At 64.0% G+C, this 22,998-nt stretch carries 30 protein-coding genes; 6 read left to right on the top strand and 24 right to left on the bottom strand.

The window, feature by feature from the left end; all coding sequences use genetic code 11:
- Positions 1–178 precede the first annotated feature (178 nt).
- The 3 genes from J4O73_RS14205 to J4O73_RS14195 all read right to left on the bottom strand — a co-directional run bounded on the left by J4O73_RS14205 (position 179) and on the right by J4O73_RS14195 (position 3,746).
- The gene (locus J4O73_RS14205; protein ID WP_426218270.1) at positions 179–1,867 is read right to left on the bottom strand and encodes a thiamine pyrophosphate-binding protein; all 1,689 of its coding nucleotides are present in this window, start codon (positions 1,865–1,867) and stop codon (positions 179–181) included.
- Positions 1,868–2,011: 144 nt separating this feature from the next.
- The gene (locus tag J4O73_RS14200) at positions 2,012–2,896 is read right to left on the bottom strand and encodes a LysR substrate-binding domain-containing protein (RefSeq protein ID WP_426218269.1); all 885 of its coding nucleotides are present in this window, start codon (positions 2,894–2,896) and stop codon (positions 2,012–2,014) included.
- A 16-nt stretch (positions 2,897–2,912) separates the two neighbouring features.
- Positions 2,913–3,746 carry a transporter substrate-binding domain-containing protein gene (locus J4O73_RS14195; RefSeq protein WP_426218388.1) on the bottom strand — a complete coding sequence of 278 codons (834 nt, stop codon included), beginning with the start codon at positions 3,744–3,746 and terminating at the stop codon, positions 2,913–2,915.
- 138 nt (positions 3,747–3,884) lie between these two features.
- Here J4O73_RS14195 and J4O73_RS14190 point away from each other — a divergent pair, with 138 nt between their 5' ends.
- Positions 3,885–5,234: a glycosyltransferase gene (locus tag J4O73_RS14190; RefSeq protein ID WP_426218267.1), complete on the top strand. Its 1,350-nt coding sequence runs from the start codon at positions 3,885–3,887 to the stop codon at positions 5,232–5,234.
- Positions 5,235–5,474: 240 nt separating this feature from the next.
- Here J4O73_RS14190 and J4O73_RS14185 read toward each other — a convergent pair whose 3' ends face one another.
- Genes J4O73_RS14185 through J4O73_RS14170 form a run of 4 tightly spaced genes read right to left on the bottom strand, consistent with a single transcriptional unit; the run spans position 5,475 to position 6,446 of the window.
- A complete protein-coding gene (locus J4O73_RS14185; protein ID WP_426218265.1) occupies positions 5,475–5,648 on the bottom strand; it encodes a hypothetical protein in 174 nt (57 codons plus the stop codon).
- Positions 5,639–6,019 carry a hypothetical protein gene (locus J4O73_RS14180; RefSeq protein ID WP_426218264.1) on the bottom strand — a complete coding sequence of 127 codons (381 nt, stop codon included), beginning with the start codon at positions 6,017–6,019 and terminating at the stop codon, positions 5,639–5,641. Before J4O73_RS14180 ends, J4O73_RS14185 begins: the two co-directional genes overlap by 10 nt.
- On the bottom strand, positions 6,016–6,237 hold the full coding sequence (locus tag J4O73_RS14175; protein WP_426218262.1) for a hypothetical protein: 222 nt from the start codon (positions 6,235–6,237) through the stop codon (positions 6,016–6,018). Before J4O73_RS14175 ends, J4O73_RS14180 begins: the two co-directional genes overlap by 4 nt.
- Positions 6,234–6,446 carry a hypothetical protein gene (locus tag J4O73_RS14170; protein ID WP_426218261.1) on the bottom strand — a complete coding sequence of 71 codons (213 nt, stop codon included), beginning with the start codon at positions 6,444–6,446 and terminating at the stop codon, positions 6,234–6,236. Before J4O73_RS14170 ends, J4O73_RS14175 begins: the two co-directional genes overlap by 4 nt.
- Positions 6,447–6,805: 359 nt before the next feature.
- Between J4O73_RS14170 and J4O73_RS14165 the strand changes: the two genes are divergently transcribed.
- On the top strand, positions 6,806–7,264 hold the full coding sequence (locus tag J4O73_RS14165) for a hypothetical protein (protein ID WP_426218259.1): 459 nt from the start codon (positions 6,806–6,808) through the stop codon (positions 7,262–7,264).
- Positions 7,257–8,300: a serine/threonine-protein kinase gene (locus J4O73_RS14160; RefSeq protein ID WP_426218257.1), complete on the top strand. Its 1,044-nt coding sequence runs from the start codon at positions 7,257–7,259 to the stop codon at positions 8,298–8,300. The genes J4O73_RS14165 and J4O73_RS14160 overlap by 8 nt, the downstream gene beginning before the upstream one ends.
- A 271-nt stretch (positions 8,301–8,571) precedes the next feature.
- Here the strand turns inward: J4O73_RS14160 and J4O73_RS14155 are convergent, their stop codons facing one another.
- Complete coding sequence (locus J4O73_RS14155; RefSeq protein WP_426218256.1) at positions 8,572–8,763, bottom strand: hypothetical protein; 192 nt, start codon at positions 8,761–8,763, stop codon at positions 8,572–8,574.
- Between the two features lie 115 nt (positions 8,764–8,878).
- Here J4O73_RS14155 and J4O73_RS14150 point away from each other — a divergent pair, with 115 nt between their 5' ends.
- Positions 8,879–9,187 (top strand): hypothetical protein, encoded by a 309-nt coding sequence (locus J4O73_RS14150; protein ID WP_426218254.1) that lies wholly within the window; start codon positions 8,879–8,881, stop codon positions 9,185–9,187.
- A gap of 4 nt (positions 9,188–9,191) precedes the next feature.
- On the opposite strand, the gene J4O73_RS14145 is transcribed toward J4O73_RS14150, so the two are convergent.
- On the bottom strand, positions 9,192–9,584 hold the full coding sequence (locus J4O73_RS14145) for a hypothetical protein (protein WP_426218252.1): 393 nt from the start codon (positions 9,582–9,584) through the stop codon (positions 9,192–9,194).
- Positions 9,585–9,668: 84 nt separating this feature from the next.
- Here J4O73_RS14145 and J4O73_RS14140 point away from each other — a divergent pair, with 84 nt between their 5' ends.
- Positions 9,669–9,863 carry a hypothetical protein gene (locus J4O73_RS14140; RefSeq protein WP_426218250.1) on the top strand — a complete coding sequence of 65 codons (195 nt, stop codon included), beginning with the start codon at positions 9,669–9,671 and terminating at the stop codon, positions 9,861–9,863.
- Here J4O73_RS14140 and J4O73_RS14135 read toward each other — a convergent pair.
- Positions 9,857–10,126, bottom strand: coding sequence for a hypothetical protein (locus J4O73_RS14135; RefSeq protein WP_426218248.1), 270 nt, complete (start codon positions 10,124–10,126; stop codon positions 9,857–9,859). The two genes, J4O73_RS14140 and J4O73_RS14135, sit on opposite strands and share 7 nt — an antisense overlap.
- A 161-nt stretch (positions 10,127–10,287) precedes the next feature.
- Between J4O73_RS14135 and J4O73_RS14130 the strand changes: the two genes are divergently transcribed.
- Entirely contained in the window at positions 10,288–10,542 is a 255-nt protein-coding gene (locus J4O73_RS14130) for a hypothetical protein (protein WP_426218247.1), read from the top strand.
- Positions 10,543–11,268: 726 nt separating this feature from the next.
- On the opposite strand, the gene J4O73_RS14125 is transcribed toward J4O73_RS14130, so the two are convergent.
- The 14 genes from J4O73_RS14125 to J4O73_RS14060 form a co-directional block, all read right to left on the bottom strand.
- Entirely contained in the window at positions 11,269–13,158 is a 1,890-nt protein-coding gene (locus J4O73_RS14125) for a hypothetical protein (protein ID WP_426218245.1), read from the bottom strand.
- Positions 13,159–13,175: 17 nt separating this feature from the next.
- Positions 13,176–13,694 carry a hypothetical protein gene (locus J4O73_RS14120; protein ID WP_426218243.1) on the bottom strand — a complete coding sequence of 173 codons (519 nt, stop codon included), beginning with the start codon at positions 13,692–13,694 and terminating at the stop codon, positions 13,176–13,178.
- Positions 13,694–14,032, bottom strand: coding sequence for a hypothetical protein (locus tag J4O73_RS14115; protein WP_426218241.1), 339 nt, complete (start codon positions 14,030–14,032; stop codon positions 13,694–13,696). The genes J4O73_RS14120 and J4O73_RS14115 overlap by 1 nt, the downstream gene beginning before the upstream one ends.
- 223 nt (positions 14,033–14,255) lie before the next feature.
- Entirely contained in the window at positions 14,256–14,951 is a 696-nt protein-coding gene (locus J4O73_RS14110) for a hypothetical protein (RefSeq protein WP_426218239.1), read from the bottom strand.
- Positions 14,952–14,955: 4 nt separating this feature from the next.
- The gene (locus tag J4O73_RS14105; RefSeq protein WP_426218238.1) at positions 14,956–15,336 is read right to left on the bottom strand and encodes a hypothetical protein; all 381 of its coding nucleotides are present in this window, start codon (positions 15,334–15,336) and stop codon (positions 14,956–14,958) included.
- A gap of 28 nt (positions 15,337–15,364) precedes the next feature.
- On the bottom strand, positions 15,365–15,634 hold the full coding sequence (locus J4O73_RS14100) for a hypothetical protein (RefSeq protein ID WP_426218236.1): 270 nt from the start codon (positions 15,632–15,634) through the stop codon (positions 15,365–15,367).
- The gene (locus J4O73_RS14095; RefSeq protein ID WP_426218234.1) at positions 15,634–17,097 is read right to left on the bottom strand and encodes a hypothetical protein; all 1,464 of its coding nucleotides are present in this window, start codon (positions 17,095–17,097) and stop codon (positions 15,634–15,636) included. Before J4O73_RS14095 ends, J4O73_RS14100 begins: the two co-directional genes overlap by 1 nt.
- Entirely contained in the window at positions 17,094–17,378 is a 285-nt protein-coding gene (locus J4O73_RS14090) for a hypothetical protein (protein ID WP_426218232.1), read from the bottom strand. The genes J4O73_RS14095 and J4O73_RS14090 overlap by 4 nt, the downstream gene beginning before the upstream one ends.
- 427 nt (positions 17,379–17,805) lie before the next feature.
- A complete protein-coding gene (locus J4O73_RS14085) occupies positions 17,806–19,080 on the bottom strand; it encodes an ATP-binding protein (RefSeq protein ID WP_426218230.1) in 1,275 nt (424 codons plus the stop codon).
- Complete coding sequence (locus J4O73_RS14080) at positions 19,080–19,316, bottom strand: hypothetical protein (protein ID WP_426218228.1); 237 nt, start codon at positions 19,314–19,316, stop codon at positions 19,080–19,082. The genes J4O73_RS14085 and J4O73_RS14080 overlap by 1 nt, the downstream gene beginning before the upstream one ends.
- On the bottom strand, positions 19,313–19,807 hold the full coding sequence (locus tag J4O73_RS14075) for a hypothetical protein (protein ID WP_426218226.1): 495 nt from the start codon (positions 19,805–19,807) through the stop codon (positions 19,313–19,315). Before J4O73_RS14075 ends, J4O73_RS14080 begins: the two co-directional genes overlap by 4 nt.
- On the bottom strand, positions 19,804–20,160 hold the full coding sequence (locus J4O73_RS14070; protein WP_426218224.1) for a hypothetical protein: 357 nt from the start codon (positions 20,158–20,160) through the stop codon (positions 19,804–19,806). Before J4O73_RS14070 ends, J4O73_RS14075 begins: the two co-directional genes overlap by 4 nt.
- A 600-nt stretch (positions 20,161–20,760) precedes the next feature.
- Positions 20,761–21,552 carry a hypothetical protein gene (locus J4O73_RS14065; RefSeq protein ID WP_426218223.1) on the bottom strand — a complete coding sequence of 264 codons (792 nt, stop codon included), beginning with the start codon at positions 21,550–21,552 and terminating at the stop codon, positions 20,761–20,763.
- Positions 21,549–22,880, bottom strand: a complete 1,332-nt coding sequence (locus J4O73_RS14060; protein WP_426218221.1) for a tyrosine-type recombinase/integrase — start codon at positions 22,878–22,880, stop codon at positions 21,549–21,551. The genes J4O73_RS14065 and J4O73_RS14060 overlap by 4 nt, the downstream gene beginning before the upstream one ends.
- Positions 22,881–22,998 lie beyond the last annotated feature (118 nt).

The raw sequence follows: 22,998 nt of genomic DNA, 5'->3' as shown, positions 1-22,998 counted from the left end.
GCAGCTTTCGTTGCGGCGCATCGATGTTTTTCGCGTTGCACGAAACCGGGGCCTATTAGACCCATCTTACACCGAAGATGATCCGGCGCGCCGCTCAAAAACTCTTCGACGCACCGTCATAAAAATTGCGGGCTCGTGCGAGATCCGCCGTGGAATGGTCCGTCCTCTGGCATGGGCCTCACCCCGCCCGCACCACCACCTCTACGAGGTTCGCCGTCCCCGAGGCGATGCCCGCCTCGATGGCGGGGGCGATGTCGGCGGCCCGCGTCACGCGCCGGGCGGGCACGCCCATGGAGGCCGCGAGGGAGGGGAAGTCGATCCGCGGGTCGGTGAGGTCCATGGCGATGAAGCGGTTGGCCCGCGCCGAGGCGTAGTGCGACTGGCCCTTCATGTAGTTCTTGAGGATGTTGTACTCGGCGTTGTTGATCACCACGAAGGTGACCGGCAGCTTCTCGTGCGCGGCGGTCCAGAGCGCCTGGGGCGAGTACATGGCCGCGCCGTCGCCCACCACGCAGACCACGGGGGCGCGGTCGATCCCGAGGGAGAACCCGACCGCCGCCGGCATGCCCCAGCCGAGGACGCCGCCGCGCATGGCCGCGTATTGATGCACGGAGGGGCTGTCGAGGAAGGTCCGCAGATGGACCAGGGTGGCGGGCGCCTCGTCGATGATGGTGGTCTGCGCGCCGACCGCGCGGGCGACCTCGCGGGCCGCCACCAGGGGGGCGATCACCGGATCCTCGAAGGCCACGTCGGCGGCGGCGTGGAGCGTCCTGCGGCGCCCGGCCTGGGCGATGGCCGCCTCCTGCCGCAGGCGGGCGAAGGCGTCGGCCCGGTCGGCGAGGCGGGGCGCGAGAAGCGGCAGCAGCGCGTCGAGGGAGGCGCGGATGTCGCCCACCGTCGAGAGGGCGGTGGCGTAGGTGCGGCCGAGGTCGCGCACGTCGGCCGAGAGCTGGAACACCAGCGTCCCCGGCGGCACCGCCGAGGCCTCGGAATAGAGCACGGTGATCAGCGACTTGCCGCCCAGCGCGAACACCGCGTCGTAGCGGCCGAGGATCTCGGCGATGCCGTCGGCGCGGGTCGGCAGGTTGCCCGCCCAGAGGGGGTGGCTGGTGGGGAACGGGATATGGGCGGGCCAGGACGAGCCGTAGACCGGCGCGGCGAGAAGGTCGGCCAGCGCCACGGTCTGCGCCGAGGCATCCGAGGAATCGATCTCGTCACCCGCGATGAGGGCGAGGCGGCCCGGTGCCACGGCGGCGAGCTTTTCGGCCAGCCGGTCGAGGGAGCCCGCCACGGCCCGCTGGTCGATGGTCGAGGTCTCGCCCGCCGGCACGTCGGTCAGCGCGTCCATCACGTCCATGGGCAGGGACAGGAAGACGGGGCCCGAGGGCGCGGCGGCGCAATCGTGGAAGGCCCGGCGCAGGAGGATGGGAATCTGGTCCGGACTCGTCACCTCGCGGGCCCATTTCATCACCGGGTCGGCGATGGCCACGAGATCGCCCATCAGGAGCGGGTCGGTCAGGGCGTGGCGCAGGTCCTGCTGCCCGGCGGTGACGACCAGCGGCGTGCCCGAGACCTGCGAGTTCACGAGACTGCCCATGCCGTGGCCGAGTCCGCCCGCCGTGTGCAGGTTCAGGAAGGCCGGGCGCCGCGCTCCCTGCGCGTAGCCATCGGCCATGGCGACGGCGGTGGCCTCCTGCAGGGCGAGGATGTAGGCGACGTCCGGAGCCTCGGTGAGGGCGTCGATGAGGGGCAATTCGGTGGTGCCGGGATTGCCGAAGATGTAGCGCACCCCCTCCGAGCGCAGCACCTCCACCAGCAATTCGGCGCCCCTGCGCCGCCCGGCGGCCTCGACGGTGGTGATGGTCATTGTGGTTCCCCTCAGCTGGGCCGAGGCTAATCAGGGGATCCCGAAGGGCCAAGCCCTTCGGTGGGCTCCAGGGGCAAAGCCCCTGGAATATCGCGGGGCGCTGCCCTGCACCCGCCAGAGGGCTTGCCCTCTGGACGCCCTGTTTCAGCCCCGCAGGACTTCGATGAACTCCTGCACGAAGGGCGGGAGGGCGTCGCGGTCGCGCAGGCAGAGGGTCAGGTCGCGCCTCGCCCAGGAATCGGAGAGGGGCACCACGGTGATGGCCAGCGTGCGGGCTGCCCGGAGCGCCGTGCTCTCGGGTAGGATCGCAAGGCCGACCTTCGCCTCCACCAGGCGGCACACGGCGTCGAAGCCGCGCAGCTGTGCCCGCAGCCGCATCGGCCGTCCGGCGCGGGCGGCCTTCTCGGCGAGGAAGCGGCTGATCGCGCTGCGGCGGTCGAGGCCCACGAGGTCGCGCTCCAGCACGTCGGCCAGGGCGACGTCTCCGCGCGCCGCGAGGGGGTCGCCCCGCGCCGCCACGAGGACGAAGCGGTCCTCCCGGAACGGGAAGGTCGCGAGGCCGCCCGTATCGACCGTGCCGGAGAGAAGCCCGAAATCCGCCGCGCCCTCGGCCACCAGGCCGACGATCTCGTCCGAGGTGCGCTCCTCGATCTCGACGGCGACGCCCGGATGCGAGGCGAGGAAATCCGACAGCGGATCGGGCAGGAATTCGATCAGCGCGTGGGTGTTGGCCACCACCCGGATCTGCCCGGTGGCGCCGCCGGAGAATACGGCCATCTCCTCCCGCAGGCGCTCCGTGCCCGCGAGGATCGACCGGGCATGTGAGAGGAGCGCGCGTCCCGCAGGCGTCGGGCTCACCCCCTGCCGGGTCCGGGTGAGGAGGGTGGTGCCCAGGCTCTCCTCCATCGCCTTGATCCGCGCCGAGGCGGCCGCCAGCGCGAGGTTCGCCCGCGCGGCCCCGTGGGTGATCGAGCCGGCCTCCACCACCTGACGGAACAGGCCGAGATCCACGAGGTCGAAGCGGAACATCGCGGAGCGCCGCCCGTCAGAACGGACTGACCGGGAAGAACCGCAGATACAACTCGGTGTATTTGCCATCGTCCCAGACCCGCTGGAGCGCGTCGTCCAGGGCGCGCGACAGGGCGGCGTCCTCCTGCCGGGTGATCAGCCCGATCCCTTCGCCGAAGAACCGGTTCTCCAGGTAATCGCCGCCGATCAGGGCGCAGCAATTCTCCGCCTCCTGGCCGCCGACATACAGGGCGAGGTTCAGCCCGTCCGCGAAGAGGTAGTCGATCTCGCCGCGCTTCAGCGCGCTCTCGGCGGCGGCGAGGTCGGTGAAGTCCCGCGCCTTGGCCTTCGGGAAGAAGGCGCCGAGATAGGCCGCGTGGGCACTTCCCGCGATCACGCCGACGCTCCGTCCGTCGAGATGCGCGGCCGAGGGCACCGGCAGGCCCCTGTCCGTCCGCGCGGCGAAGCGCGCCGGCCAGCGGAAATACGGCCGTGTCGCCAGGAACTTGTTGCGGAGCCCGGCGGTGAGGGGAATGGCGGCGGCGACCACGTCGCCCTGCTTGGATTCGAGGGAATCGAGCAGGGTGTCGAACCGGCGCGATTGCACCGTGCAGGTGATGGCGAGTTTCTCGCAGACCGCGCGGGCCAGTTCCACGACGAAGCCCGTCGGGTTGCCGTCCGGCCCGGCGAAGTGGAGCGGTGGGAATTCGTCGTCGGTCAGGAAGCGCACGGCACGGCCGGTCTGCGGGGCCTCGACCCGCTCGCCTCGGCTGCGCGGGTTCCAGAAATCCGGCACCGCCACGGACGGCACGGGCGCCCTCGCCTCCTGAGGTGCCGCCAGCACCGGAGGGGCAGCGAGGGCGAGCCACAGGGCGGTGCCCACAGCCCAGGCCCGGCTGGCGCTTGACCGTGAGAGACGGGGGGTGCTCCACACGGAGCGGGGACGGGACGGAGGGCTCACCGCCCTCCCCTAGCACGGCTCGAGCCCGCTGCGGGAGCGGAACCTGCGGTGACGATTCTCGTCTCTGCCCGGGACACGTCCCTCGGTCTCCCACCGGACATCGCCTTCCTTCTGTCCGAGGGGGTGGACGAGCGCACGCTCGCCCGCGCCGCGGCGGAGGGCAGGGCCGCCGGGACCGATGCCGCCACGGCGCTGCTCCAGGTCGGGCTGATCGACGAGGAAGGCTATTACCGCGCGCTCGCCCGGACCCTCGGCCTCGCGTATCTCGACGGGCCGATCCCGCTCGCCCGGGACCTTCCCTATCCCGGCTGCCTCCTCGCGGGCCGTGCGCCGTTGGCATCGGGGATGGGCGCCGCCACGGTGATCGCCCCGCGCGGGCAGGCCATCGCGGTCCTGCTCGCCCGAAAAGGCCGTCTGGCGGAGATCGCCCTCACGTCTCCGACGCGGCTGCGCGCGGCCGTGTTCGCGCGGATGTCCGGCCCCATCGCCGCGCTGGCGAGCCAGGGCCCGCAAGGCGCCGCCGCGCCGCTCGCCCGCCCTCTTCTGATCCTCGGCGGCGGGCTCGCGGCCCTCGCGCTGACCCTTGTCCTGGCGCCGCCCCTGCCCGCTCAGGCGCTGGTGATCGTTCTGCAGGCCCTTATCCTGGCGATGATGGCGGTCCGCCTCGCGGCGTTGGCAATCCGGCCGCCCTCCATCGAGGCGCCGCCGCTCCCGGATGCAGACCTGCCGGTCTATACGATCCTCGTGCCGCTCTATCGGGAGCGGCGGTCGGCGTATCCCCTCGCCAAGGCGCTGGCGGCCCTCGACTATCCGGCGGCCAAGCTCGACATCAAGCTCCTGATCGAGGCCGATGATCGCGAGACCGAAGCCGCCCTCGCGCAGATCCCCTTCCCGGCGCGGTTCGAGGTTGTCACCGTGCCGCCGGGCTGGCCGCGCACCAAGCCGCGTGCCCTCAATGTCGGCCTCGCCCTCGCCCGAGGGCGCCTGCTGACCGTCTACGATGCCGAGGACGTGCCGGAGCCGGACCAGCTCCGCAAGGCGGCGGCGCTCTTCGCCGTCGAGCCCCCCACGACGGCCTGCCTCCAGGGCCGCCTCGTCATCGACGACCATGCGGATGGGCTCCTGCCGAAGCTGTTCGCCGCCGAATATGCCGGGCTGTTCGATGTGCTGAATCCCGCCCTCTGCGCCCTCGACCTGCCGGTGCCCCTCGGCGGAACCGGAAGCAAGTGGCAAGCTCCGAAAAATCTAATTATTTCAATGGATATTGGTCCTGCGGTGAGACTTCAGCACAACAGCTGTCCAATAAGCCTACGTGAAATCACGTGGAGTCTACCGCCCGCACTGGATGCGCGAGCGGCGTCCGTGATGGTCAATCCAAAGCCTGTTGCAGACCGGTAACAATCCGCGCGGATATCGTTCGAGCCCGCACAAACCGACTTCAAATCGGCATTTACTGTTTAAGCCTTGCTGGCCTTCCGAGGCCAAACTTGAACAGGCGCGTCAGTAGCCCGATCTGGCGCGCCTGCTTCTTTCAGCGTGGAGCAATGCTGACACAACTCTCCCTCACTATCGGGCCAGCGGTGCTGACAGCGTTCGTGGCCATCCTCTGGGCGACCTACGTCTCACCCTAAGTTCAGCTTAGCCCCTAACTTCGAACCCCGCCCGCCGGGCGAGGTCGTTGGCGAGACCCACCCGCCGCCTTGATCGGGCGAAGGCTTCATCAGCCTCCCGCATCAGCAGGTCGGATCGCGCGAGGTCGTGCCGGGCGAGCCGGATTTGCGCGACCGCGAGCAGGGAGAGGATCAGGCGCATGGCATGCCCTCCTTCCAATCGCAGCCAACCGTGCTGAGAACGAGAGCGGCGCGGGTCGAGGGCAGCGTAGCGGGAGGGTGCTCGAATTTGTCCCGTCGAGGGTTGAGCGTCCGGTTGTCCTGACACCATTCGCGGCGAAACTTCATGATCGCCAGCGAATGGGCGTGGCTGGTGCTTGGCGCCAGAGCGCACCGCTCAATGAGGGCCTCGCCGTACTCGACAGCTAGCCAATCGGTGTAGCGATCCAGAAGGCCGAGGGTGCAGGGCTCGGCGACAGCAGTCGGCGAACCAATAAGCGTCACGCCACCCCCGATGAGAGGAAGCGAGACGAGGCCGCGCAGGAAGCCGCGGCGCTGCACAGGGGCGTTCATGGCCGGTCCCCTACGACCGCCTCATGAGCCTCCTTGTACTGCTCCCTCAATCGCTGCCCGATTGCACGAAGCGGATCGGAGAAGGCCGTCAGGCATTCGGGCTCGATCATGTGCGGGCTCGCCGCCATGTGAGAAAGAGCCTGCGCGTACCGGAGCACGCTGCAGATATCGTCTTCCATCTGAAAGACGGCATGGATGGCTCGATTGCGCTCGATCATGCCCGGCCCCCGGCATCCAGCGCGTCGAGCAGGGCGATGTCGGCCTCGATCCGCTCGGCGATCCGGCGGCGCAATTCGCGAATGCGCTGGCGGTCGGGATCGGCGACATGCATAGCCGCGAGGGCGATGCTGACAGGACCTCGCTGTGCGGAAGGCAAGCGCGGGCGTTCACCGCCGCGAATGGGCGGTGTAAGGTGGTGGATAGCCATAAACAGCACTCCTGGTGCGGTTGGTGGTCAGGGCCGTCACGGTGTTGGTAGCACCTTGGCGGCCCGTACCGTTTCTGATATTGTCAACTCATGTCGTTGTCAATATCAAAAACTAAGAGCAAGGGTGGTCGCCCTCGCACCGACGCGACGCCCATCATGGTGCGCGTGGCACCTGCGCTGCTTATTCCCTTAGATGCCTGGATCGCCGCGCAGCCGGACCCGAAGCCATCCCGGCCAGAAGCTATCCGTTACGCCATTACAGACTGGCTGAAGACACAGGGCTACACGCAGCTCTAAATGCAGTTTGTCTCGGGCTTTCTAATTCGTTCAAACATCGCATCGTATTGCCGGGCTTAGAAATGAACACACTAGGCTTAAGATCTGCGCCGAAAAGTGTTACTTTCGCAATTTACAACACCGATCAGCGGCGCATTCTCAACGTTGAGAACTTGATAATTCCAATAGCTTTTGCGCGACCAGATGCACTAAAGTTCATCAGAGTAAATATATTAGATATTATTCGGGAATATCAGGTTGTAAAAGCGGGCGTACGTGTTGCCGAGTCTGTTGCGCAAGGTGATCATACCGAGAGGACGCAAATAGAGGGAGTGATACAGGAAGCATTCGCAAGCAGCGAACTCAATTCGTATTACATTGGTCAAGTTTCAAACATTTCATCCAAGGTTGGATTTGATCGAAGGTTGTTTAAGAGCTACGTGGACGGCGATGAATGTTTTAATGGAGTCGAGGGCTGGGAAGAAATGAATAAAGTGCAGCGAGAAGCTGTACTGTGCGCCATTGGGGCTGAAAATGCTTAATCCAATCGATATTGCTTGTGTAAGCTTTCGCGAGATCCAAGAAATTGGAGCCGACGGACGTAATTCAAGGACTTTTATTGCTCACGACAATCATTTAGATGCAAGAATCGTTATCAAAAGTATGCTTAAAGCCGGGATGGCGTCATTCGCCGATTTCTTTAGCGAGTCTAGAATTCTGTATCTGAGTAGTCATCCTAACGTTTGCCAAGTACATTATGCATGCTACAACAACGATCAAATCTTCATTGCGATGCCGTTGTACAATCGAGGCTCCCTAAAGCAGTGGATGAGTCGTGAATTTTTGACCATTCGAGAAATCATCGTTGCTGGATGCCAAATACTGAGCGGCCTGTCCAACATTCACTCTAAAGGCTTAATTCATTTTGATATAAAGCCCGATAATATCTTGCTTTCGGATCGAGGCGAAGCATTAGTAGCAGACTTCGGTCAGGCTAAGCAAATTGATTTGAACGGCCAAGCAGCACAAGACAGACTTTACTATAAAACTATCCCGCCGGAGGCTTTTCAGGGAACGGCATCAGACCGTCGCTTCGATATTTATCAGTTCGGACTGCTGTTATATCGTCTCTGCAACGGGAACGATGATTTTTACCAACAACTGTCTCGGTTTGAAAATCAGGGCGTCTTCGATTTCCCATCCTTTCGGCAAGCTGTCATTGACGGAGCTTTCCCAGATAGAAACAAATTTCTTCCGCACGTGCCTCAAGCTTTGCGGCGAGCAATTCAGACCTGTCTTGCGCCAGACGCCGCTAATCGCTTTCAGAGTGCAATCGCCGTCTCAAATTCTCTCGCGACAATTGGTTGCAGTCGCTTGGACTGGCGCTATGATCCAGCAGGAGATAAGCAGACTTGGGTGAAGAACGTAAAGGGAACAACGGTCGAGTTCATTCGAAATTCGGATGGTTCGACCGAAATGTATAGAATATCTGCAGGAGGAAATCGTCAGAGGGTTAAGAAAGAGTTCAAGGCAGCGGCTTCAGACGCACAGGTGAGAACCATACTTGGTCAATACTAATGGCTCAAATTAAAAATGATAGACAAAAGTACATAAGCCGCGAGGCGATGTCCCGCGCAAATGCTGAAGCACGCGCCTCAATCAAGCCTTGTGTTAATGAAATTCGGACTGAGCGTGATTTTGCAGGTTTACAGATTGATGAGAGGGGCTACATCGATTTGAGCAAGCGGAGCAAGTAGTGCCAGATACATTGGCCTGCAATTGCTCATAGTTCGCTTCCTCCTCCCCGCCGATGCGCCTACCCGATCGTTGCTCGGCTTGTTAAGAGCCTTCAGTCCCAGTCAATCTTGAGCGATCGCTCAAAGGCAGCCGCAGGGAGTTCTTTGCCTCTGTGGTCAATGACCACGACCTCGCGGAAGCCGCGTCGTTGCAGCTCCCATGTCTTCTCCATCGCTTGCTCGTCGGTACCGCAGGCAAAGGTCATAGCCCTGCCTTTCGAATCGATCCCCTTCACTTTGAACACGACAACCTCTCTGCCTTAGACAGAGATAGCTCGCACCACGGCATGTTGCACGTCTCGAAAAAGATACAACCGTACCTTGGCAGCGCGCCTCGCACTGGTGTGCGATAGTCAGTCCATGACGAACGTAATCCGCCCCACTTTCCGCCGCGCCGAGGCCGAAGCCCCTCCTGAAACTGTCGAGGCTTTCAGCCCCCTTCAGGTTTACGGTGCCGCTGTCGGCCACTTCGTAGCGCTGATCCGCGCCGAGGACGAGAAGGTCGGCATGACCCTACAGGTGATCATCGGGCGCGAGGGCGGCGGGAATGCGGAGGCGGTCGCGCTCTTTCCCGACAACGCCGAGGGCGAGACGGACGCCGAAGCGACGGCGTTCGCGGTCATCCGTGCGCTGGAGATCGTGAAAGAGGCGATGGTCGGGCCCCAATAGCCCACTACCGCCCCTTCCCACTCCTGGCATACTCCCAGACCGGCACGCCCCACACCTGCCCCGGCTTGTTGCGGCGGGCAGATCCGCGAGCCGTCACGATCCGGGTTGCCTCGACGGCCGAGGGGTGAAGCTCCGTCATCATGAGCGCGCCGCAGTAGTCGATGCGCAGCGTCCCGTGTTCCGGGTGGACCGCGAACAACTCGGCCGCCGTCCACCCCAGCCGGTGCGCCTCGGCCCCGTGCCGATCGCAGAAGGCGATCGCGTCCTCGCGGATCGCCGCCCACTTCGCGGGGACGAGATAGCGGCACGGCGAGGCGTGCGGCGACAAGTTGTCGAGCGCGTCCCGCCACCGGGCGACGGGATCGGGAAGAGGCGACGGGGCGGGACTGACTGACATGCGGCCGAGCTACCGCAGTCGCCTTGCGTGAGCCATGCGGTCACAGGCAATGCCTCCATACCGACGCCGCCCTAGCTTGGCCGTATGGAAGACTTCCTCACCAACGCCTACGTCGCTCAGGACGCGGCCGAAGCCCTCATTGCGCTCGGCTGGCCTATCCAGCCGCACGGCGACGATATGGACCGCTGGCGGATTGGCGACCTCATCATGACGGACGAGGAGTTGATTGGCCTGGCCATGCGTCGTGGGATCCAACCCGTCAGCGAGCAGCTTCAGTAGCTCGGCGGTAGGTCGGGCCGCCGCTGCGAGTCGTAGCGAAGGTCTGTGTACTCGACCCGGCACCCGGGCCGCATCGCCGTCCCCTTGTTCTCTAGGCGGTGGCACGGCTTCGCCAGTTCGCGCCGAACCCGATCCAGGTCCGCGTCGGCACCGAAGTGGGCGACCAGCCGGGCAAGGCGATAGCGCCCCTGTCGAGGGCACAGGTCGCACCTCAGGCGCACCACGACGAACGGGAAATCGGCGAGCGTCTTCGGAAAGGCCATGGATCAGCCCCACCGTAATGACGCGCAAAATGGCGCGTTGCGATCCGATCCGATTTGGAACATCCGTGGAACAAACCCGACCGGTTGCCCTAGTTCAATGGCTTCAGCGGGGCGCGTGGCAGGGCTATGGGGACGGGTGTGGACGCCTTCAAAAACGACCAATGAGAGCGAAGGCTTATGCGGCCCCGGTGCCTCTGCCGCTGCGCGGCAAGCAACTGGCGGCTCTGCGTGCGGTAGCGTCCGCACCCGGTGGCTTGCGCTTTGGCGCGTACCCGAGCGTGATGCCGCTGTTGATGCAGATGGGCTTGGTCGAGGAGCGCCCGGCTTCACGCGTCGCGCACCGCGACGGCAGGGCGTGGTTCCTCACCCCAGATGGGAAGACGACCGTGCGGGCCTACGGCGAGGACGAGGGGTAGGCCCGCACTCGGCGGGACCGGACCGCTCGGCCCCGCCCCGATCCGATCACGGGGCGGGGGAGCGTCCGATCTCACCAGCGGGGCCGGTACGCAACGCGGCCTCATTAAAGGATAATGGATGAGGGTTAGCGGGCCGTCTTTTGTGCGGGCCGTTCGCGGTCCCATACCGGGACCAGGGGACGAAAAAGCCCGCCACGGCTAACCGGGCGGGCTAAAATCCAAACAGCTTGCAAGGGGCGGTTAGAAGATACCCGGCCGCCCGTATCCATAGCCGCGACCGTAGCCACGCCCATATCCGCGACCGGGACCGAAGCGGTGCCCGTAACCATAGCCACGGCCATATCCGTAGCCACGACCACGAAAATGAGGCCGACCATAGCCTCGCGGGCCATACCCGAAACGCGGGCCCCCATAGCCGTACTGAACTTCGTGCACCGCATTACCGGTCTCAGGGACGGCGCCGACGCCGATCTGAGCTGCGGATGCCTGAACAGGTGCGAGGAACATGCTGGCTGCGAACAGACCGGCTGTCAGTGTCGGTACTTTGAACAATGGCTTACTCCGGGCCCCGCCTGCGAACTTGCGGCGTTGCCCAGAGCCAACACGACCACTTCTCAGACCGTTCCAGCCTTGAGATCTCTCAGACCATCATGCCGGGCGCTGCGCCGAATGGATGTCGCGATTTTAGCGAAGCATAGCGCTAGAGCCTACTCTTACTGGGAAAACCTATCGGATCGCTGTCTGGACGTTCCGCAAGCTCATGTCGTGTGCCTGACCCACCCCGCGCGTCACGGCCGAGGCCGTCGCCTGCGGATCGCTCGCTCCGTTGATGTTCACCGTCACCGGGTTGTTCTGAGAGACGGTGCGGCTGTTGTCGTTGCTGGTGGATGTCGAGCCCATCGGCTGCGAGCGCATGTAGTCGCTGGGGTTAAAGGTGTTCGGCGTGGTGCTGAAGCGCGGCGCCGGAGGACCCTTTGGTGCATCTGCCCCGGCGCGATAGGGCGCATAGGGGCCGTTCGAAGCGCCGGGCTCGTAGGCAAATCGGTTGCCGCCGATCACAGGCGCATCCCGATGTTTCTGATACCAGGGCCCCCGGTAGCTCCCCGCACGATAGGCGTTCGAACCGTTGGTGTTATCGGGCACGCCTCCTGACGCAATGGCGCGGATGCGGGATTGAATAAACTCCGTCTCGGATGCGTTGGCCTTTGAGCCTTTCCACGCGGCCTCATACTGGCCCGGCGCCGTCGCAACGTCCAAAAGGTTCTTGCTCGGCCCCCAGCCCTTCGATCCGACCCGGTTCATCATGTTGTTGATGACGGCATCGATACTCTCAGGGTTTCTGCGGATCGCCTCGCCTGCGATGATATCCGCCGTGCGTTGGCTGAGGTCCGCATCCGAGAGCGCGTAGACGGGGCGGTACTTGCCTGCCGCTTCCGGCGCGCGGGCCTGCATGCCGTCCATGGACCCACCGAGGCCGAGGGCACGCTTGACCGCGTTCACGCCGCGCTGGACGATGCCGGGCTTGCCCTCTTTGGCGGTCGTGTCGCCCTCGCCATTCGTCGCTGCCTGCGCCGACAATGGCGTGATGAAGTCCAGAAACTTCTCTCGGAAGTAGCCGGGGTTAATGCCGCCGAGCAGCTTCCCGATGGGGCTGTTGCGGACGTACTCGAACAGCACCACGAACTGATCGTAGAGCACCTTGACCCAGTTTATCAGTTCTTTGATAGCAGCGATGGGCTTGTCGAAGTAGGCTGCGAACGCAGCAACGTTTTCGTCATTCGTGAGGAAGTTGAGCAGGTCTGTCATCCCTTTTGCCACCGCCTCGATGGCGGGCAGGAAGAACGACACGAGCTTGTTCTTCAGCACCTCAATGACGGCACTAAACTCGCCCATCGCACGGCTGATCGACGTGGAGGCGCGAGCCATCTCCCCGCCGTTCACGCCGAAGGTGCGTTGCAGATCTTTATACTGCTTATCGAATTGCGCGATCTCCTTGCGGTAGCGGACCCAATGATCCACTTCATCGGGGGAGATGCCAAATAACCCTGCGATTTGCTGCGATGTGTACTGCGGGTGACGCTTGGTAACTGCGTCTAGCGCATTTGACAGAACCTCGCTGCTATCACCCTGCGTGCTCACCCCGTAGCTGCGGAGTAGCCCGTCGATGCCTGGATTGGAGCGGCGAGCGCGGGCGAAGTTGTCTACCGCCTGAAGCGCGGCCTCGGCGGAACTACCGGTCTGCGCGAACGCATAGCCCAGCGCCTTTAGGTTGTTGACCGAAGCGCCCGACCGGCCGGAGATGTAGTAGAGCCGGTCGAACTCGCCGATGGTGTTCTTGATCGCGACGGCGAGAGCGCCCATCGCGGCACCGGCCACCGTGGCAAAGCCTGCAACCGCGACGCCGACCATCCGAAGCGAGGAAGCAACCTCGGCGGCGCGGAGGGTCTGAGCGGCGACGCGCGCCTTCTCAGCGGCATCGCGCTCGCGAGCGGCTTTGTCATTCGCGACCAGCTGCTTCTCGACGCCTGCGATAAGTTCAGTCGTCCGCTTTGCTGCGCTCTCGTTGGGCTTAAATCCAACCGCGATCAGAAACTCTTTCAGAACTTCCGTAGACATGACTTCAGCCGTTCAGATCAGTTGCGGATGACATAGGAGATCGAGCGGAGCAGCTGCCCCGTATCAATCAAGGGCTTCATGTCCGAGCCACTGCGCCGGTTCTTCTTGCGATGAAGGCGGGCGTAGACGGTGCGCTCAGCCAGCGGCGGCGAGAGGCCAGCGGTGATCCGGCCCTGAATGATGGACACGGCTTTGAGCCCGGCACGATGCAAACCATCGGTCAGGGCTGCTTTCCCCGCCGACACGTCGCCCTGAACGGCAGCGAGGGAGATCCCCTTCGCGAATGCCTTCGCCAGTTCGTCCACGATCATGGACTGGGCGGCTTCCATGCCGGGCATGAGGAATGGGCGCGCTGGGATGTTGGCTTCCGGCGCTCCGTACTCATGGATGTAGCCGAGCGTGGCGTTGTTCGGGCCGCCGTCGCCCCGCTCCGCCTTCTCGGCCGGGATGCCGATTAGCAGCCGTTGCCGGGTCGCAAACTTGCGGACCCTATCGACGTTCAGCATGGCCTCACCGGCCGTGCGAGGCTTCGCCATCAGGAAGCCCCCAGCTTCGGGGACGTCGGCCGGTCGTCGGCAGTTAGGGCCGGGAGGCGCTTGTGAGCGATGGCCAGCACCGCCTTGGCCATCTCGATGTGTACACCGATCTGGCGCGCCCAGTCCTCATCGGGATGCCCCTCCGGCCACTCGCCAGAGGCGATCACCATGTCCGGTGCATCCGGCGCGCGGACGACGATGTTCCACTCGTGCGGTGGCTCGGGCTTCTCGATCCGGCCGAACACGACCGTGAGCGCGCCGGTCGCGGCGTACTCAACGACGTTCTGCATCACGGCAGTCGTCGCGACAGCCCGCTTCAGCCTGACGATCTCACCCATGCCGGACCTCATGCCCTTGCCAGGATGCCCCCGGCACCAACTGCGCCGGGGGCTGTGTCGGAAGACGCCGACTCCAATGGGAAAGAGCCTCGTCGTCTGCTGGCGGTTACTTGGTGAGCGCCACTTGCCAGCTTGGCGCCGCGCGGGGTGAAGCCCGTGAAGGCCCCGCACTCGCTGCGCGGCCGGACCCCGCCCTGTCAGGCAATCCGGTGATCGCGCTGCATCAGGCGGCCGAGCGCGGTGACGGCTCGGCGAATACGTCCTCCGGCATCGGGAGGCGGGCGTCAGGATCGGAGGCGAGACGGTCCCGTACGGCCTGCCACGGGCAAGGGGGCAGGGTTGGGAGACCTGCAACGGTGTGGTGCTCGGCCATGGTCTGGGCCTTGCCGGGCAACCACACGGTCAGCGCGCCGCCAATGGCGCGGTCCAGCATCCGCAGCCGGGTCTTCAGCTTGGCGTACTCGGCGACCGCTGCCGCCGTGGCGGGCTCGGCGACGATGACGGCGCCCGCTGCCTCCCTCACCGTATCGGCCGCCATGCTGTGCGCACTTTCCAGCAGCCGAAGGTCGCTATCGATCACCCCTTCCTGCTCGCGCAGGCGGGCGACCTCGGCGTTCACCGTCTCAAGCTCGGCCTGCATCGCCTCAAGCGGGGTAGCCTCCGGGGGCGTCTCGCCACTCAAGAGCGCATCCAGCCGCGCTGTGTCGCTCGGCGGCGTGCTGCGCCGGTACTTCAGATCGTCTTCCAGAGCGAACCGCCGCGACCAGAGCGGCTGATACTGCTCCATCATAGCGGCCTTCTCGGCGCTCTTGGCCTGTACCAGCGCGGCCCGGCGGTCGCGCTCAAGGATGGCATCGGCAAGCTTCTGCCGCTCCGGCGTGCGGGCCGGGGAGATCAGGGAAAGAGAAGCCTTCGCCATCGGCTTAGTGCTTCTTGAACATGTGCGGGAACGCGGCCGCTGACTCAGTGCGCTCGGCCTCCGTCATGGGCTTGGCCTGCTTGGCTGTCATTGGCTTGACGAAGCCGACGTTCGAGCCGTCCCCGATGCGGAACATGTTCGGATGCAGCGCCAGGATGGCATCGCGATCCGCCACAATGGTCTGCGCGGCGCGCTTTCTCTCGACCTTGTAGCCGCGCAGCGCGCAGTCCATCGCCAGCTTGGCCCGTCGCTTGATCGCGGCATCGGCGGCAATTTCCTTCGCCGGAACCTGTTTTGCCATCATCTCTTCGAGAGTCATCAGATCCTCATCGGGGATCTTGCCCATGCAGAATTCGAGAATGCTTTCCATGGTCTGTGGGGTCATGGGTTATACTCCTTCGAATGCGTGAGGGTCAGTTCGTCCAAGGGACGAAGTTCGCGGATGGGACGTCGCTCGGCTTCTCGGCAACGGGGTAGAGTTCGACCACGCCGCCATCGGCGGGGTTGCCCGTGACGCGGGACGCCGCAGCCCAAGCCGGGGCCATGAGGTCGGAAGGGCTGACGATAAGGAATGACCGGGTGTCGCCCGTGATGCCGGTGTAGGCGGCGGCGTTGACGCGACGGCCACGGCGGCCATCGGCAGTGAGCGCAGCGGTGTCGTAGAGGCAGACGCGATAGGCCATCAGAGCGTGCTCCCGTAGCGGTGGCGGTCGCGGTTTCGACCAGGACCGGGGCCTGCGAAGGCGAGGACGGCCTCGCGGCTGACGATGAGGGGCCTGCGGGCATTTCCAACGCCGACGATGGCGCCCGCTACTGCGTTCGCTACGTCGTCGTGGGCTCCGGGTGCGTGATCGATGCTGTCCCGGCCGCCCCGCGCGGTGCGACGCTCCAAGGTGATCAGCTGCGTCGCCAGTGCGGGGACATCGAGCAGATCGACCTCGCCCGAGTTCAGCTTCGGCAGCAGATCAAGGTAAAGCGCGCTCTTGGGCTTCTCGGCAGGCTCGTAGGTGATGCCGTGGCGCTTGAAGGCTTCACGGGGCCACTCGCCCGCGTACCGGTCGCCGACCACGCTCTTAAGGTGGTAGCGCTTCAGCAGGTCCGAGAACTCCGAGACCACGGCCTCTGGGCTGAAAGGCGCCTTCCGCTCGCGCAAAGCGTCGAGAATGACGCGATCACCTTCCCGGTGAGCGACGGCGATCGTCATCGAGTCCGACGCGCCCCCGCTGGGGTCCGCGAAAGCGAAATAGTGAACCTTCGACAGGGGCGGCCGCTCAACCACGCCGCGAGTGATGGCTGCTTCGACCACCTCGCGGGAGATGAAGCTCTCCACGTCTGACCGGAACTGCGCGAGGTATTCCGCCGATGCGCTCGGCAGATCCCGCTCAAGGGCCTCGTCCACCACCGACTGCGGGATGGTGGGGTTCATCACCCGCGTACCAGCCTGCCAGACGAGCGCGGGGGCCCCGTCCTTGCCGAAGTGCCGACGATGAGCGTCGTAGAGGGCGCCACGCCGAGCATAGGGCGACGAAGCGCACAGCAGCACCGCGCCGGGGATCGTCGCCATAGCAGGGCGCAGCGCATCGAGGATGGCGTAGTCGGGCTCGGCCGCGTCGTCGGTCGGCCAGAACGCGATCTCGTCACAAAGGGCTGCCGCGAGGGTGCGGCCACGAACGGCGCGGTACGAGGACGTCCCGACCTCGATGGTGACGCGGTTGGTGAGGTCGAACTCGTCGGCGGTCTCACGGGCCACCATGCGGGCGAGCATCGGCACCTCAGTGAGAAGGGCCTGCATGTAGCGAAAGATCACCCGCGCCTGTCTGCGGTCGGCTGCGAGGATCAGAATGGTCGCCCGCTCGCCCGGCGAGAGGAACTGGCGGTAGTCGCGGAAGGCGGCGAGGTAGACCGCCGTCAGCGCCATGATGAAGGACTTGCCGCCGCGCCGACCGCAGACAAGCCACGCCTCGCTGTAGGGGGCCTCAGGAAGCGATTGGCGGGCCGTACAGGCGCGGTAGACGTCGGCTTCTGCCTCGGACAGCGGCAAGCCGAACAGGGCACCTAGGAAGGCACGCCAAGCCGTCCACGTCGCCTCGTCCTTGAACCAAGGGGCGAACAGCTTCGGGTCGGTGGTGGCCTGTAGCAGGTTCATACCACTGGCCTCGCGTCGATGTAGTCACGCAGGTCAGGGGTCACATCACGGGCCCGGCGGCGCAGCCCAACTGCTTCGAGCAACCGACGCAGATTTCCGCTCGTCCGCGAATAGAGGTCCAAGGCTTCGGCATCAGCCTCGCCATCGGTAGCGAAGCGCTCCTCCATCCGCTCCAACTCGACGGTGAGGGTAGCGACCCGGCGGACGATGGATCTCTCAGCAGCGGACACCGCACCGTCGCCGCCGAGGTCGGAGATGTGCAGTTCCATGAGGTCGCGCATGCGGCGCGCCCACGTCGAGCGGCCGTCCACGTTCGCCAAGAGAGCCGAGCCGTTCGTGACGCGGCTTCGATGCGACGGCTTCTGCGCAACAATGTTCGGGCTATCTGCCACCGACCCGCGCGCCTTATTAGACATTCGTTGGGTAAGATAGTTTAGATCGAGCGCTAAGTCATTGGCGCATAACGTTTCACTGCGCTCCACTTAGCTGTTTATTCGCCGTGAGACGGCAATGCTGCGAGATTTGCCAGCAAAAACCGGCGAACTGCTTGGCTTCCCGGGCGCCATCAAAGGCCCGATCACGACCGTCTCAACGACCGGACAAACCGGACAAACCGGACAAATGTCCCGGATGTCTGCGTGTCCGTTTCCGGACGGACAGGACAAGGACACTAGGGAGTGTCCTGTCTGTCCGGTCTCGGATGTCCGGTTAGTCCGTGCTCGGTTTCAGCCAGAGGTGGTCGATGCCGCTCAGTGCGACCGAGCCGATCAGACTGCGGCCTAGACAGGTATCGACGGCACGCTTGAATGCCTTCCGCTTGGCTTCCGCGCGCTTGGCATCGTCGTCGCCGTCTGCCGGGTAGATGTCGTTGAAGCTGGCGCGCACGGTTTGCAGGGGGACGGCGCGAACCTCGCCCTGGTCGGCTCCGTAGGGCCACGCGCGGATGCCATGATCAGCAAGGCTGGAAAGCAGCGCCTCCCTGAAAACCTTCAGCGAGGTAGGCCACCGCTCTTTGGCTACCGCAACTGCCGCCGCCGAGACCCGATCTGTCTGCCAGTTGACGATACAGGTGGTGATCGGCTCGCGGTCGTAGGTCTCGCCAACGGTCACGACGTCGAGGGCATAAGGGATCTCGTATCCGCACCGCCCGCCGCGAACCTTGCGGATTGCCATGCGGGTGTTGCTTATGCTGCCAGCCTCGTCGCGAGTAGCGAGCATAGCCAGCACGACGTCGGCGGCAGATTCCTTCGCGGAGCTTCCACGAGTGCCAGTCTCAAGGGCCTTGCCGAAGTGATCGACGCCGAGGACGAAGGCGCCGGTCTTGTGGCTGATGGCTTCCAGCGCGTTCATCACACGCTGCGCTTCGGCGGCCGAGTTCTCGTCCATGAACCCAGCGCCTGCCGCTACCGTATCGACCACGACCAAGGCTAGCGGCAGGTCGAAGGCTTCGGCCAAGTGCTCGGCCGCCATCGTCGCAACCGCCACCAACTGCGGAACCGCATCGGCATCGAGAAGGCGGGGGCATTCTTCGATCCAAGCGAATGGCAACCGCTCCGGCGCCTCCGGCCCAAGCTTGCCCTGAACGAGGCCCCGAAGGCGGATAGGGATCTCGTAGGCTCCCTCGGCGGCGATGAAGAGGACGCCGCCTTGCCGAGCAACCTTCCGACCGGCGAACGGCTGTCCGGTCATCACCGACGCACCAAGATCGAGAACCGCAAAGGTTTTGCCAGCGCCCCACTGACCAGAGGCCAGCCCCTTGCCGGTCTCTGGGATCAGGTCCCGCACCAACCATGCGCGGTCGGCATTCGGATCAGCATCGCCGTGCCAGCGGAGAGCGAAGGCCGCCCCGGCGCGAAGCCTGTCACCGAGACGGGACTCCGGCCGCTGCTTAGGCCGACGCAGGATGTCTGGGTCCGGTCCCGGCCAACCGTGGAATGGATTGGCCGTGTCCATTGTCGGGCCGTTGTAAGCACGCTCGGACATCAAGCGCCTCCTCGTCGGCCAGAGGGCGGGCGCAGCATCTCGACGGCTTGGGTAGCCGTGAGCAGCGAGGCTCCGGCGCACCGAAGGGCATAGGCAGCGCCGCGCGCATCGTTCACAGCCGCGAACCGCACGGCCATGTCCGCATAGTTCGCGGCGAGTTCAGCCGCCTCTCCGATGGCCTCGAAGTTGAGGCGGGCTAGGGCGATCCGGTCGGGCTCAGTCGTTGACGGCTTCATGCGGCACCTCCCTTTGCGAAGGTGTCGGCGGCGAACCGAGCAAGCAGGGCAGCATCGCTGCGCCCGTGGTCCTTCTTCCGGCTGAAGCTCTCGGCCGAAGCCGGGAACAACCGGAGGGCAAGCGCCCGGCTTGCCTCTTTCGGATCGGCAGCCGCGAGGATTCCGTGATGCCGCTTCCAGACGGATGGCGTCACGAGATGGATCGGCAGATGGCAGAGTGCGGCGACGGTCTTCACCGTGGCGAAGGCCGAGCCGATGCCGAATGCCTGTCGGCAGCCGTCGCGAGGCTGCGGGCCTTGCCGCTCGATAGCCGCGAGCGTCGGGCCGAGTTGCTTGATCCGCCGCTCCAAGGTGTGCGGGTCTACCTCGCCGTTCACCACCGGCATGTCCTCGACGGACACGCGTTCGGGGACGGCAGGGAAGTAGAAGGCCACCGCGCCGGTCAGGCCGGGGTCAATCGCGACGATGCAGAGTTCGGGAGGGGTGCTCATGCCCGGCCTCCCATCTGCGCCATCGTCATCAGCTTATCGAACTGGGTGAAGAAGCCGATCTCCACCGCCTCCAAATGATCAGCGAGAAGACTGGCGTCCCGAACCTTCTGCGTCACGAACGACGATTCAATTGCCGCCTTCAAGCCGCCAATAGCCCGCATCAAGAAGATACTCTGCTGCGTCGGCGTGAGGCTCGGACTAGATGAGATCTGAAGATAAACCGTCGCGGCGAAATCGACGCCAAGCGCTCGGACATGATCGATGCCAATCTTCCGAACCTCGGCGCCATCTTGGGCTGCCAACAGTCGTGCGTCGGTCTCGCGCAGGATGTTGAGGAGGGTATCGCTGCTCATCGCGTCGCCCTCCATGTGTCAGAGGTCGCGAAAGCCAGTTCGGCCACAACGCCAGCGATAGATGGCGTCAATCCAAAGCGGCTGATGAGATAGGGGGCTTGCCGAGGCGCCTCGGTTGGCGCATATCTCTCAAAGCGATCTTGCCGGACGCAATTTGAGAGACCCGCCGTCGCCCCGCGATGCGCGGGTTTCTTCATGGCTCAAGCAGCCTCCTGCTCAGCAGCAGCTTCAGCGGCGCGACGGAGCGAGGCCGGAAGCGGGTTGTCCTGAATGCTCTGGCGCCAAGCCATCTCATCCTGCGAAAAGATAATAACTCTCCGTCCGACGCGCGTAGTCTTAGGCGCACGCCCGATAGCTCTCATGTAAAAGTAAGAGCTTTCGCCGATCTTGTTGCGGAAGCAGAACTCAGAGATGCTGTAGGCACCCGTATCTTCTGCTCGAAAATCTCGAACCGGCTTTGGGTTGGTTGCGACGGAGGTCTCTGTCGGAAGCTGAAAACTCCTGCGAGGCATTGGCTAACTCCGCAAATCCACAAGGGGCTTGGTGGAGTCGAATTAGCCTGCCGCGACAGCGCTCATAATGCCCCGAACGGCGAAAAACTTATTGGGGTAGGGCCCCTTTAGTTGTGATGCTTATGGGGACGGGCCCGGCCTGACACCACTTCACTACTCGTCTCTTCATAGCGTCGATGTCGCCATTCTCATTGAGGCTCACCATGAAGATCCGGGTTACCGGGGCATGCGGGAAATCTTTGGGGAACGGCCCAAAAAGATCGCGTACCATCGTAGCTATTGATCTGGCATGCGCCCGTAGTGGATCGGACGTTTCGTGACTTTCAAGGACACGCGGATTGTTCGCCATGAGGCGAATTTGGGCCTGATCGAACAAATAATCTCTCGTTGCCTTGAGAGCGCTGACAATTTCTTCGTTGAGGAGACGTGGCGGATTGCCCCAAGATGGAATTGACTCGATTTTAATTGAATCATCGCATAGTTTGACTGCTTCGAGATAAGGCTTCGCCATATCTCTCGCCTCGGCGACTGTCCAGGTCATAGGCTTCTCAATTTGGCTAAGCGTGAGAATGACCTGATAATACAAAGCCGCAGCTAATCGGTCGAAATCACTTAATGGTGCGCCGACATCATTGTATTTTTCTGGTGAGCAGCCTGGGCTTATGAATTTCGATCTCTCTTGCATGTAGGAGGACGGAGGATGGTAGCTCGGTGTCGGTGCATCGCCTCGCGGAACTAGTTTCCGCAGTTCAGTCCATGCCGCCTTCATACGCGGGTCTGTCAGCAGACGCCGGGCGCATTCGTTCTTAAGCGGACCCACCTCGTACATGAGGCGCACTCCATCTGGGACCCATCCGGGGATGGTCAGGGCCTCATTCATCCCACGCTCCGCAGTTGCGCCGGAGAGGGCGTGACGAGGGAGACTGCGGCCAGCGCTGCCAGCTCGTCCAAAGCCGTGACGATGTATGCGGAGTAGTGCGCCTCAATCATCGCGGTGGAGGTGTCGTGGAGTGCGGCGACGAGGCGGACGGGCAAATTGGCCCGCAGGCCACGGACTATGCTGCTGTGCCGCAAGGCGTAAGGTACGACATCGCCCGGCAGGCCAGCCTTCTCCAAGATCGCGCGCCAGACGTAGCGCATCTCGGTAGCCTCCTGCCACGGGACATGATCGACTTTCCTCCATTCCCTCACTGTCACCATTTGCCACTTCGGACGCAGGAGCAGCGGTTCCGTTCCGCGACGACCGACTACGGCTGGACGGAGCGCAGCAATCACATCAGGCGCCACGCGAACCCCGATGTGAGAAGTCGGGCGACGGCCGGTGCCTTTCCGGCTCACCGGCACCATGAGTCGGTTCTGTTCCATTTGAACGTCCGCGACGGTCATCCGAATAATTTGGGAGAACCGCAGCCCGGTGGCAGCCAGCACCAAAACGAGGCGCTGCAAATCGCCGTCCCAACCACTTTCGGCGTCCACCACGGCCGCCGCCGCGACAATGCGGCGGACATCTGCATCCGGGAGGATCTGAGCGTTGCGTGCGACGGGAGCGGAAGCCGTTGGAGGGGTTAGGCCATTGCGGATCGTCGTCGTAATCGTCGCGGGAAGTTTGTCAGCCTGCCGCCGGATCGCAGCATAAAGTGCTGCTCGAAAATCATTGGTGATCCGGCGGATACTGCCATCGGCAAGTGCCGTAGAAGCGTGAGCGCGCCAGCTTTGCAGGTCATCGACTGTGAGCGCCTGCAACGCTTTGGCGGACAGCGCTTCATCGGAAAGCACATGCTTTGTCAGCCGACAGCGGGTGTGCCGCCTAAGCGCCACACCATTCTTGTTCTTCGCCTCTCTGGTTTCGCAGACTTCAATATAGGCAGTGATAGCGTTGCGCACCGTGATCGTAGGTCCAAGCGCCGCGATGCGTTCGGCCTCTTCTAACTCTTTGATCCTGCCGCGCGCGCGGTCCTGAGCCTGCTGAAAGGTGAGAACAGTGCTGCCGTTGGCCGCCTGACGATCATCGGCTCGGCCCAGCGCCTCGACGGCATATCGCTCCTCGCCGAGATAGCGACGTGCGACCCACGTGCCCCCAGTTTTGCCCTTGCGGTATCCGAGGTGGAGACCGCGATCGATGGCGCGGAAGTAAGGTTTTGCCTGCACCTTCAGCTTCGACCTCGCAGTCGGAGAATCCAGGACGGTATCGCGCACGCGCTTGGCCATCGTGATCATCCTGTCCAATATCTGTCCAATGTAGCTGTGTGAACTACAGTGAACAAGTGTGATGCTGTGTAATGCTCATCGCGAGGCGTTAAGAGCCCTGGTGAACACTGGTGGAGCC

Origin of the sequence: Methylobacterium sp. NFXW15, from assembly GCF_049887755.1 — a bacterium.
Taxonomy (GTDB): domain Bacteria; phylum Pseudomonadota; class Alphaproteobacteria; order Rhizobiales; family Beijerinckiaceae; genus Methylobacterium.
This window is presented reverse-complemented; position numbering and strand designations above follow the sequence as displayed.

Bases quoted from the DNA above. Each gene is read 5' to 3' on its own strand.
- J4O73_RS14135 (WP_426218248.1), bottom strand. From the start codon at position 10,126: ATGGCCTTTCCGAAGACGCTCGCCGATTTCCCGTTCGTCGTGGTGCGC.
- J4O73_RS14065 (WP_426218223.1), bottom strand. From the start codon at position 21,552: ATGAATGAGGCCCTGACCATCCCCGGATGGGTCCCAGATGGAGTGCGC.
- J4O73_RS14160 (WP_426218257.1), top strand. From the start codon at position 7,257: ATGCTTAATCCAATCGATATTGCTTGTGTAAGCTTTCGCGAGATCCAA.
- J4O73_RS14110 (WP_426218239.1), bottom strand. From the start codon at position 14,951: ATGGCGAAGGCTTCTCTTTCCCTGATCTCCCCGGCCCGCACGCCGGAG.
- J4O73_RS14150 (WP_426218254.1), top strand. From the start codon at position 8,879: ATGACGAACGTAATCCGCCCCACTTTCCGCCGCGCCGAGGCCGAAGCC.
- J4O73_RS14175 (WP_426218262.1), bottom strand. From the start codon at position 6,237: ATGATCGAGCGCAATCGAGCCATCCATGCCGTCTTTCAGATGGAAGAC.
- J4O73_RS14180 (WP_426218264.1), bottom strand. From the start codon at position 6,019: ATGAACGCCCCTGTGCAGCGCCGCGGCTTCCTGCGCGGCCTCGTCTCG.
- J4O73_RS14205 (WP_426218270.1), bottom strand. From the start codon at position 1,867: ATGACCATCACCACCGTCGAGGCCGCCGGGCGGCGCAGGGGCGCCGAA.
- J4O73_RS14200 (WP_426218269.1), bottom strand. From the start codon at position 2,896: ATGTTCCGCTTCGACCTCGTGGATCTCGGCCTGTTCCGTCAGGTGGTG.
- J4O73_RS14085 (WP_426218230.1), bottom strand. From the start codon at position 19,080: ATGTCCGAGCGTGCTTACAACGGCCCGACAATGGACACGGCCAATCCA.
- J4O73_RS14100 (WP_426218236.1), bottom strand. From the start codon at position 15,634: ATGGCCTATCGCGTCTGCCTCTACGACACCGCTGCGCTCACTGCCGAT.
- J4O73_RS14140 (WP_426218250.1), top strand. From the start codon at position 9,669: ATGGAAGACTTCCTCACCAACGCCTACGTCGCTCAGGACGCGGCCGAA.
- J4O73_RS14145 (WP_426218252.1), bottom strand. From the start codon at position 9,584: ATGTCAGTCAGTCCCGCCCCGTCGCCTCTTCCCGATCCCGTCGCCCGG.
- J4O73_RS14130 (WP_426218247.1), top strand. From the start codon at position 10,288: ATGAGAGCGAAGGCTTATGCGGCCCCGGTGCCTCTGCCGCTGCGCGGC.
- J4O73_RS14125 (WP_426218245.1), bottom strand. From the start codon at position 13,158: ATGTCTACGGAAGTTCTGAAAGAGTTTCTGATCGCGGTTGGATTTAAG.
- J4O73_RS14115 (WP_426218241.1), bottom strand. From the start codon at position 14,032: ATGGGTGAGATCGTCAGGCTGAAGCGGGCTGTCGCGACGACTGCCGTG.
- J4O73_RS14185 (WP_426218265.1), bottom strand. From the start codon at position 5,648: ATGCGCCTGATCCTCTCCCTGCTCGCGGTCGCGCAAATCCGGCTCGCC.
- J4O73_RS14105 (WP_426218238.1), bottom strand. From the start codon at position 15,336: ATGACCCCACAGACCATGGAAAGCATTCTCGAATTCTGCATGGGCAAG.
- J4O73_RS14120 (WP_426218243.1), bottom strand. From the start codon at position 13,694: ATGGCGAAGCCTCGCACGGCCGGTGAGGCCATGCTGAACGTCGATAGG.
- J4O73_RS14170 (WP_426218261.1), bottom strand. From the start codon at position 6,446: ATGGCTATCCACCACCTTACACCGCCCATTCGCGGCGGTGAACGCCCG.
- J4O73_RS14070 (WP_426218224.1), bottom strand. From the start codon at position 20,160: ATGAGCAGCGATACCCTCCTCAACATCCTGCGCGAGACCGACGCACGA.
- J4O73_RS14060 (WP_426218221.1), bottom strand. From the start codon at position 22,880: ATGGCCAAGCGCGTGCGCGATACCGTCCTGGATTCTCCGACTGCGAGG.
- J4O73_RS14165 (WP_426218259.1), top strand. From the start codon at position 6,806: ATGAACACACTAGGCTTAAGATCTGCGCCGAAAAGTGTTACTTTCGCA.
- J4O73_RS14080 (WP_426218228.1), bottom strand. From the start codon at position 19,316: ATGAAGCCGTCAACGACTGAGCCCGACCGGATCGCCCTAGCCCGCCTC.
- J4O73_RS14095 (WP_426218234.1), bottom strand. From the start codon at position 17,097: ATGAACCTGCTACAGGCCACCACCGACCCGAAGCTGTTCGCCCCTTGG.
- J4O73_RS14075 (WP_426218226.1), bottom strand. From the start codon at position 19,807: ATGAGCACCCCTCCCGAACTCTGCATCGTCGCGATTGACCCCGGCCTG.
- J4O73_RS14090 (WP_426218232.1), bottom strand. From the start codon at position 17,378: ATGCGCGACCTCATGGAACTGCACATCTCCGACCTCGGCGGCGACGGT.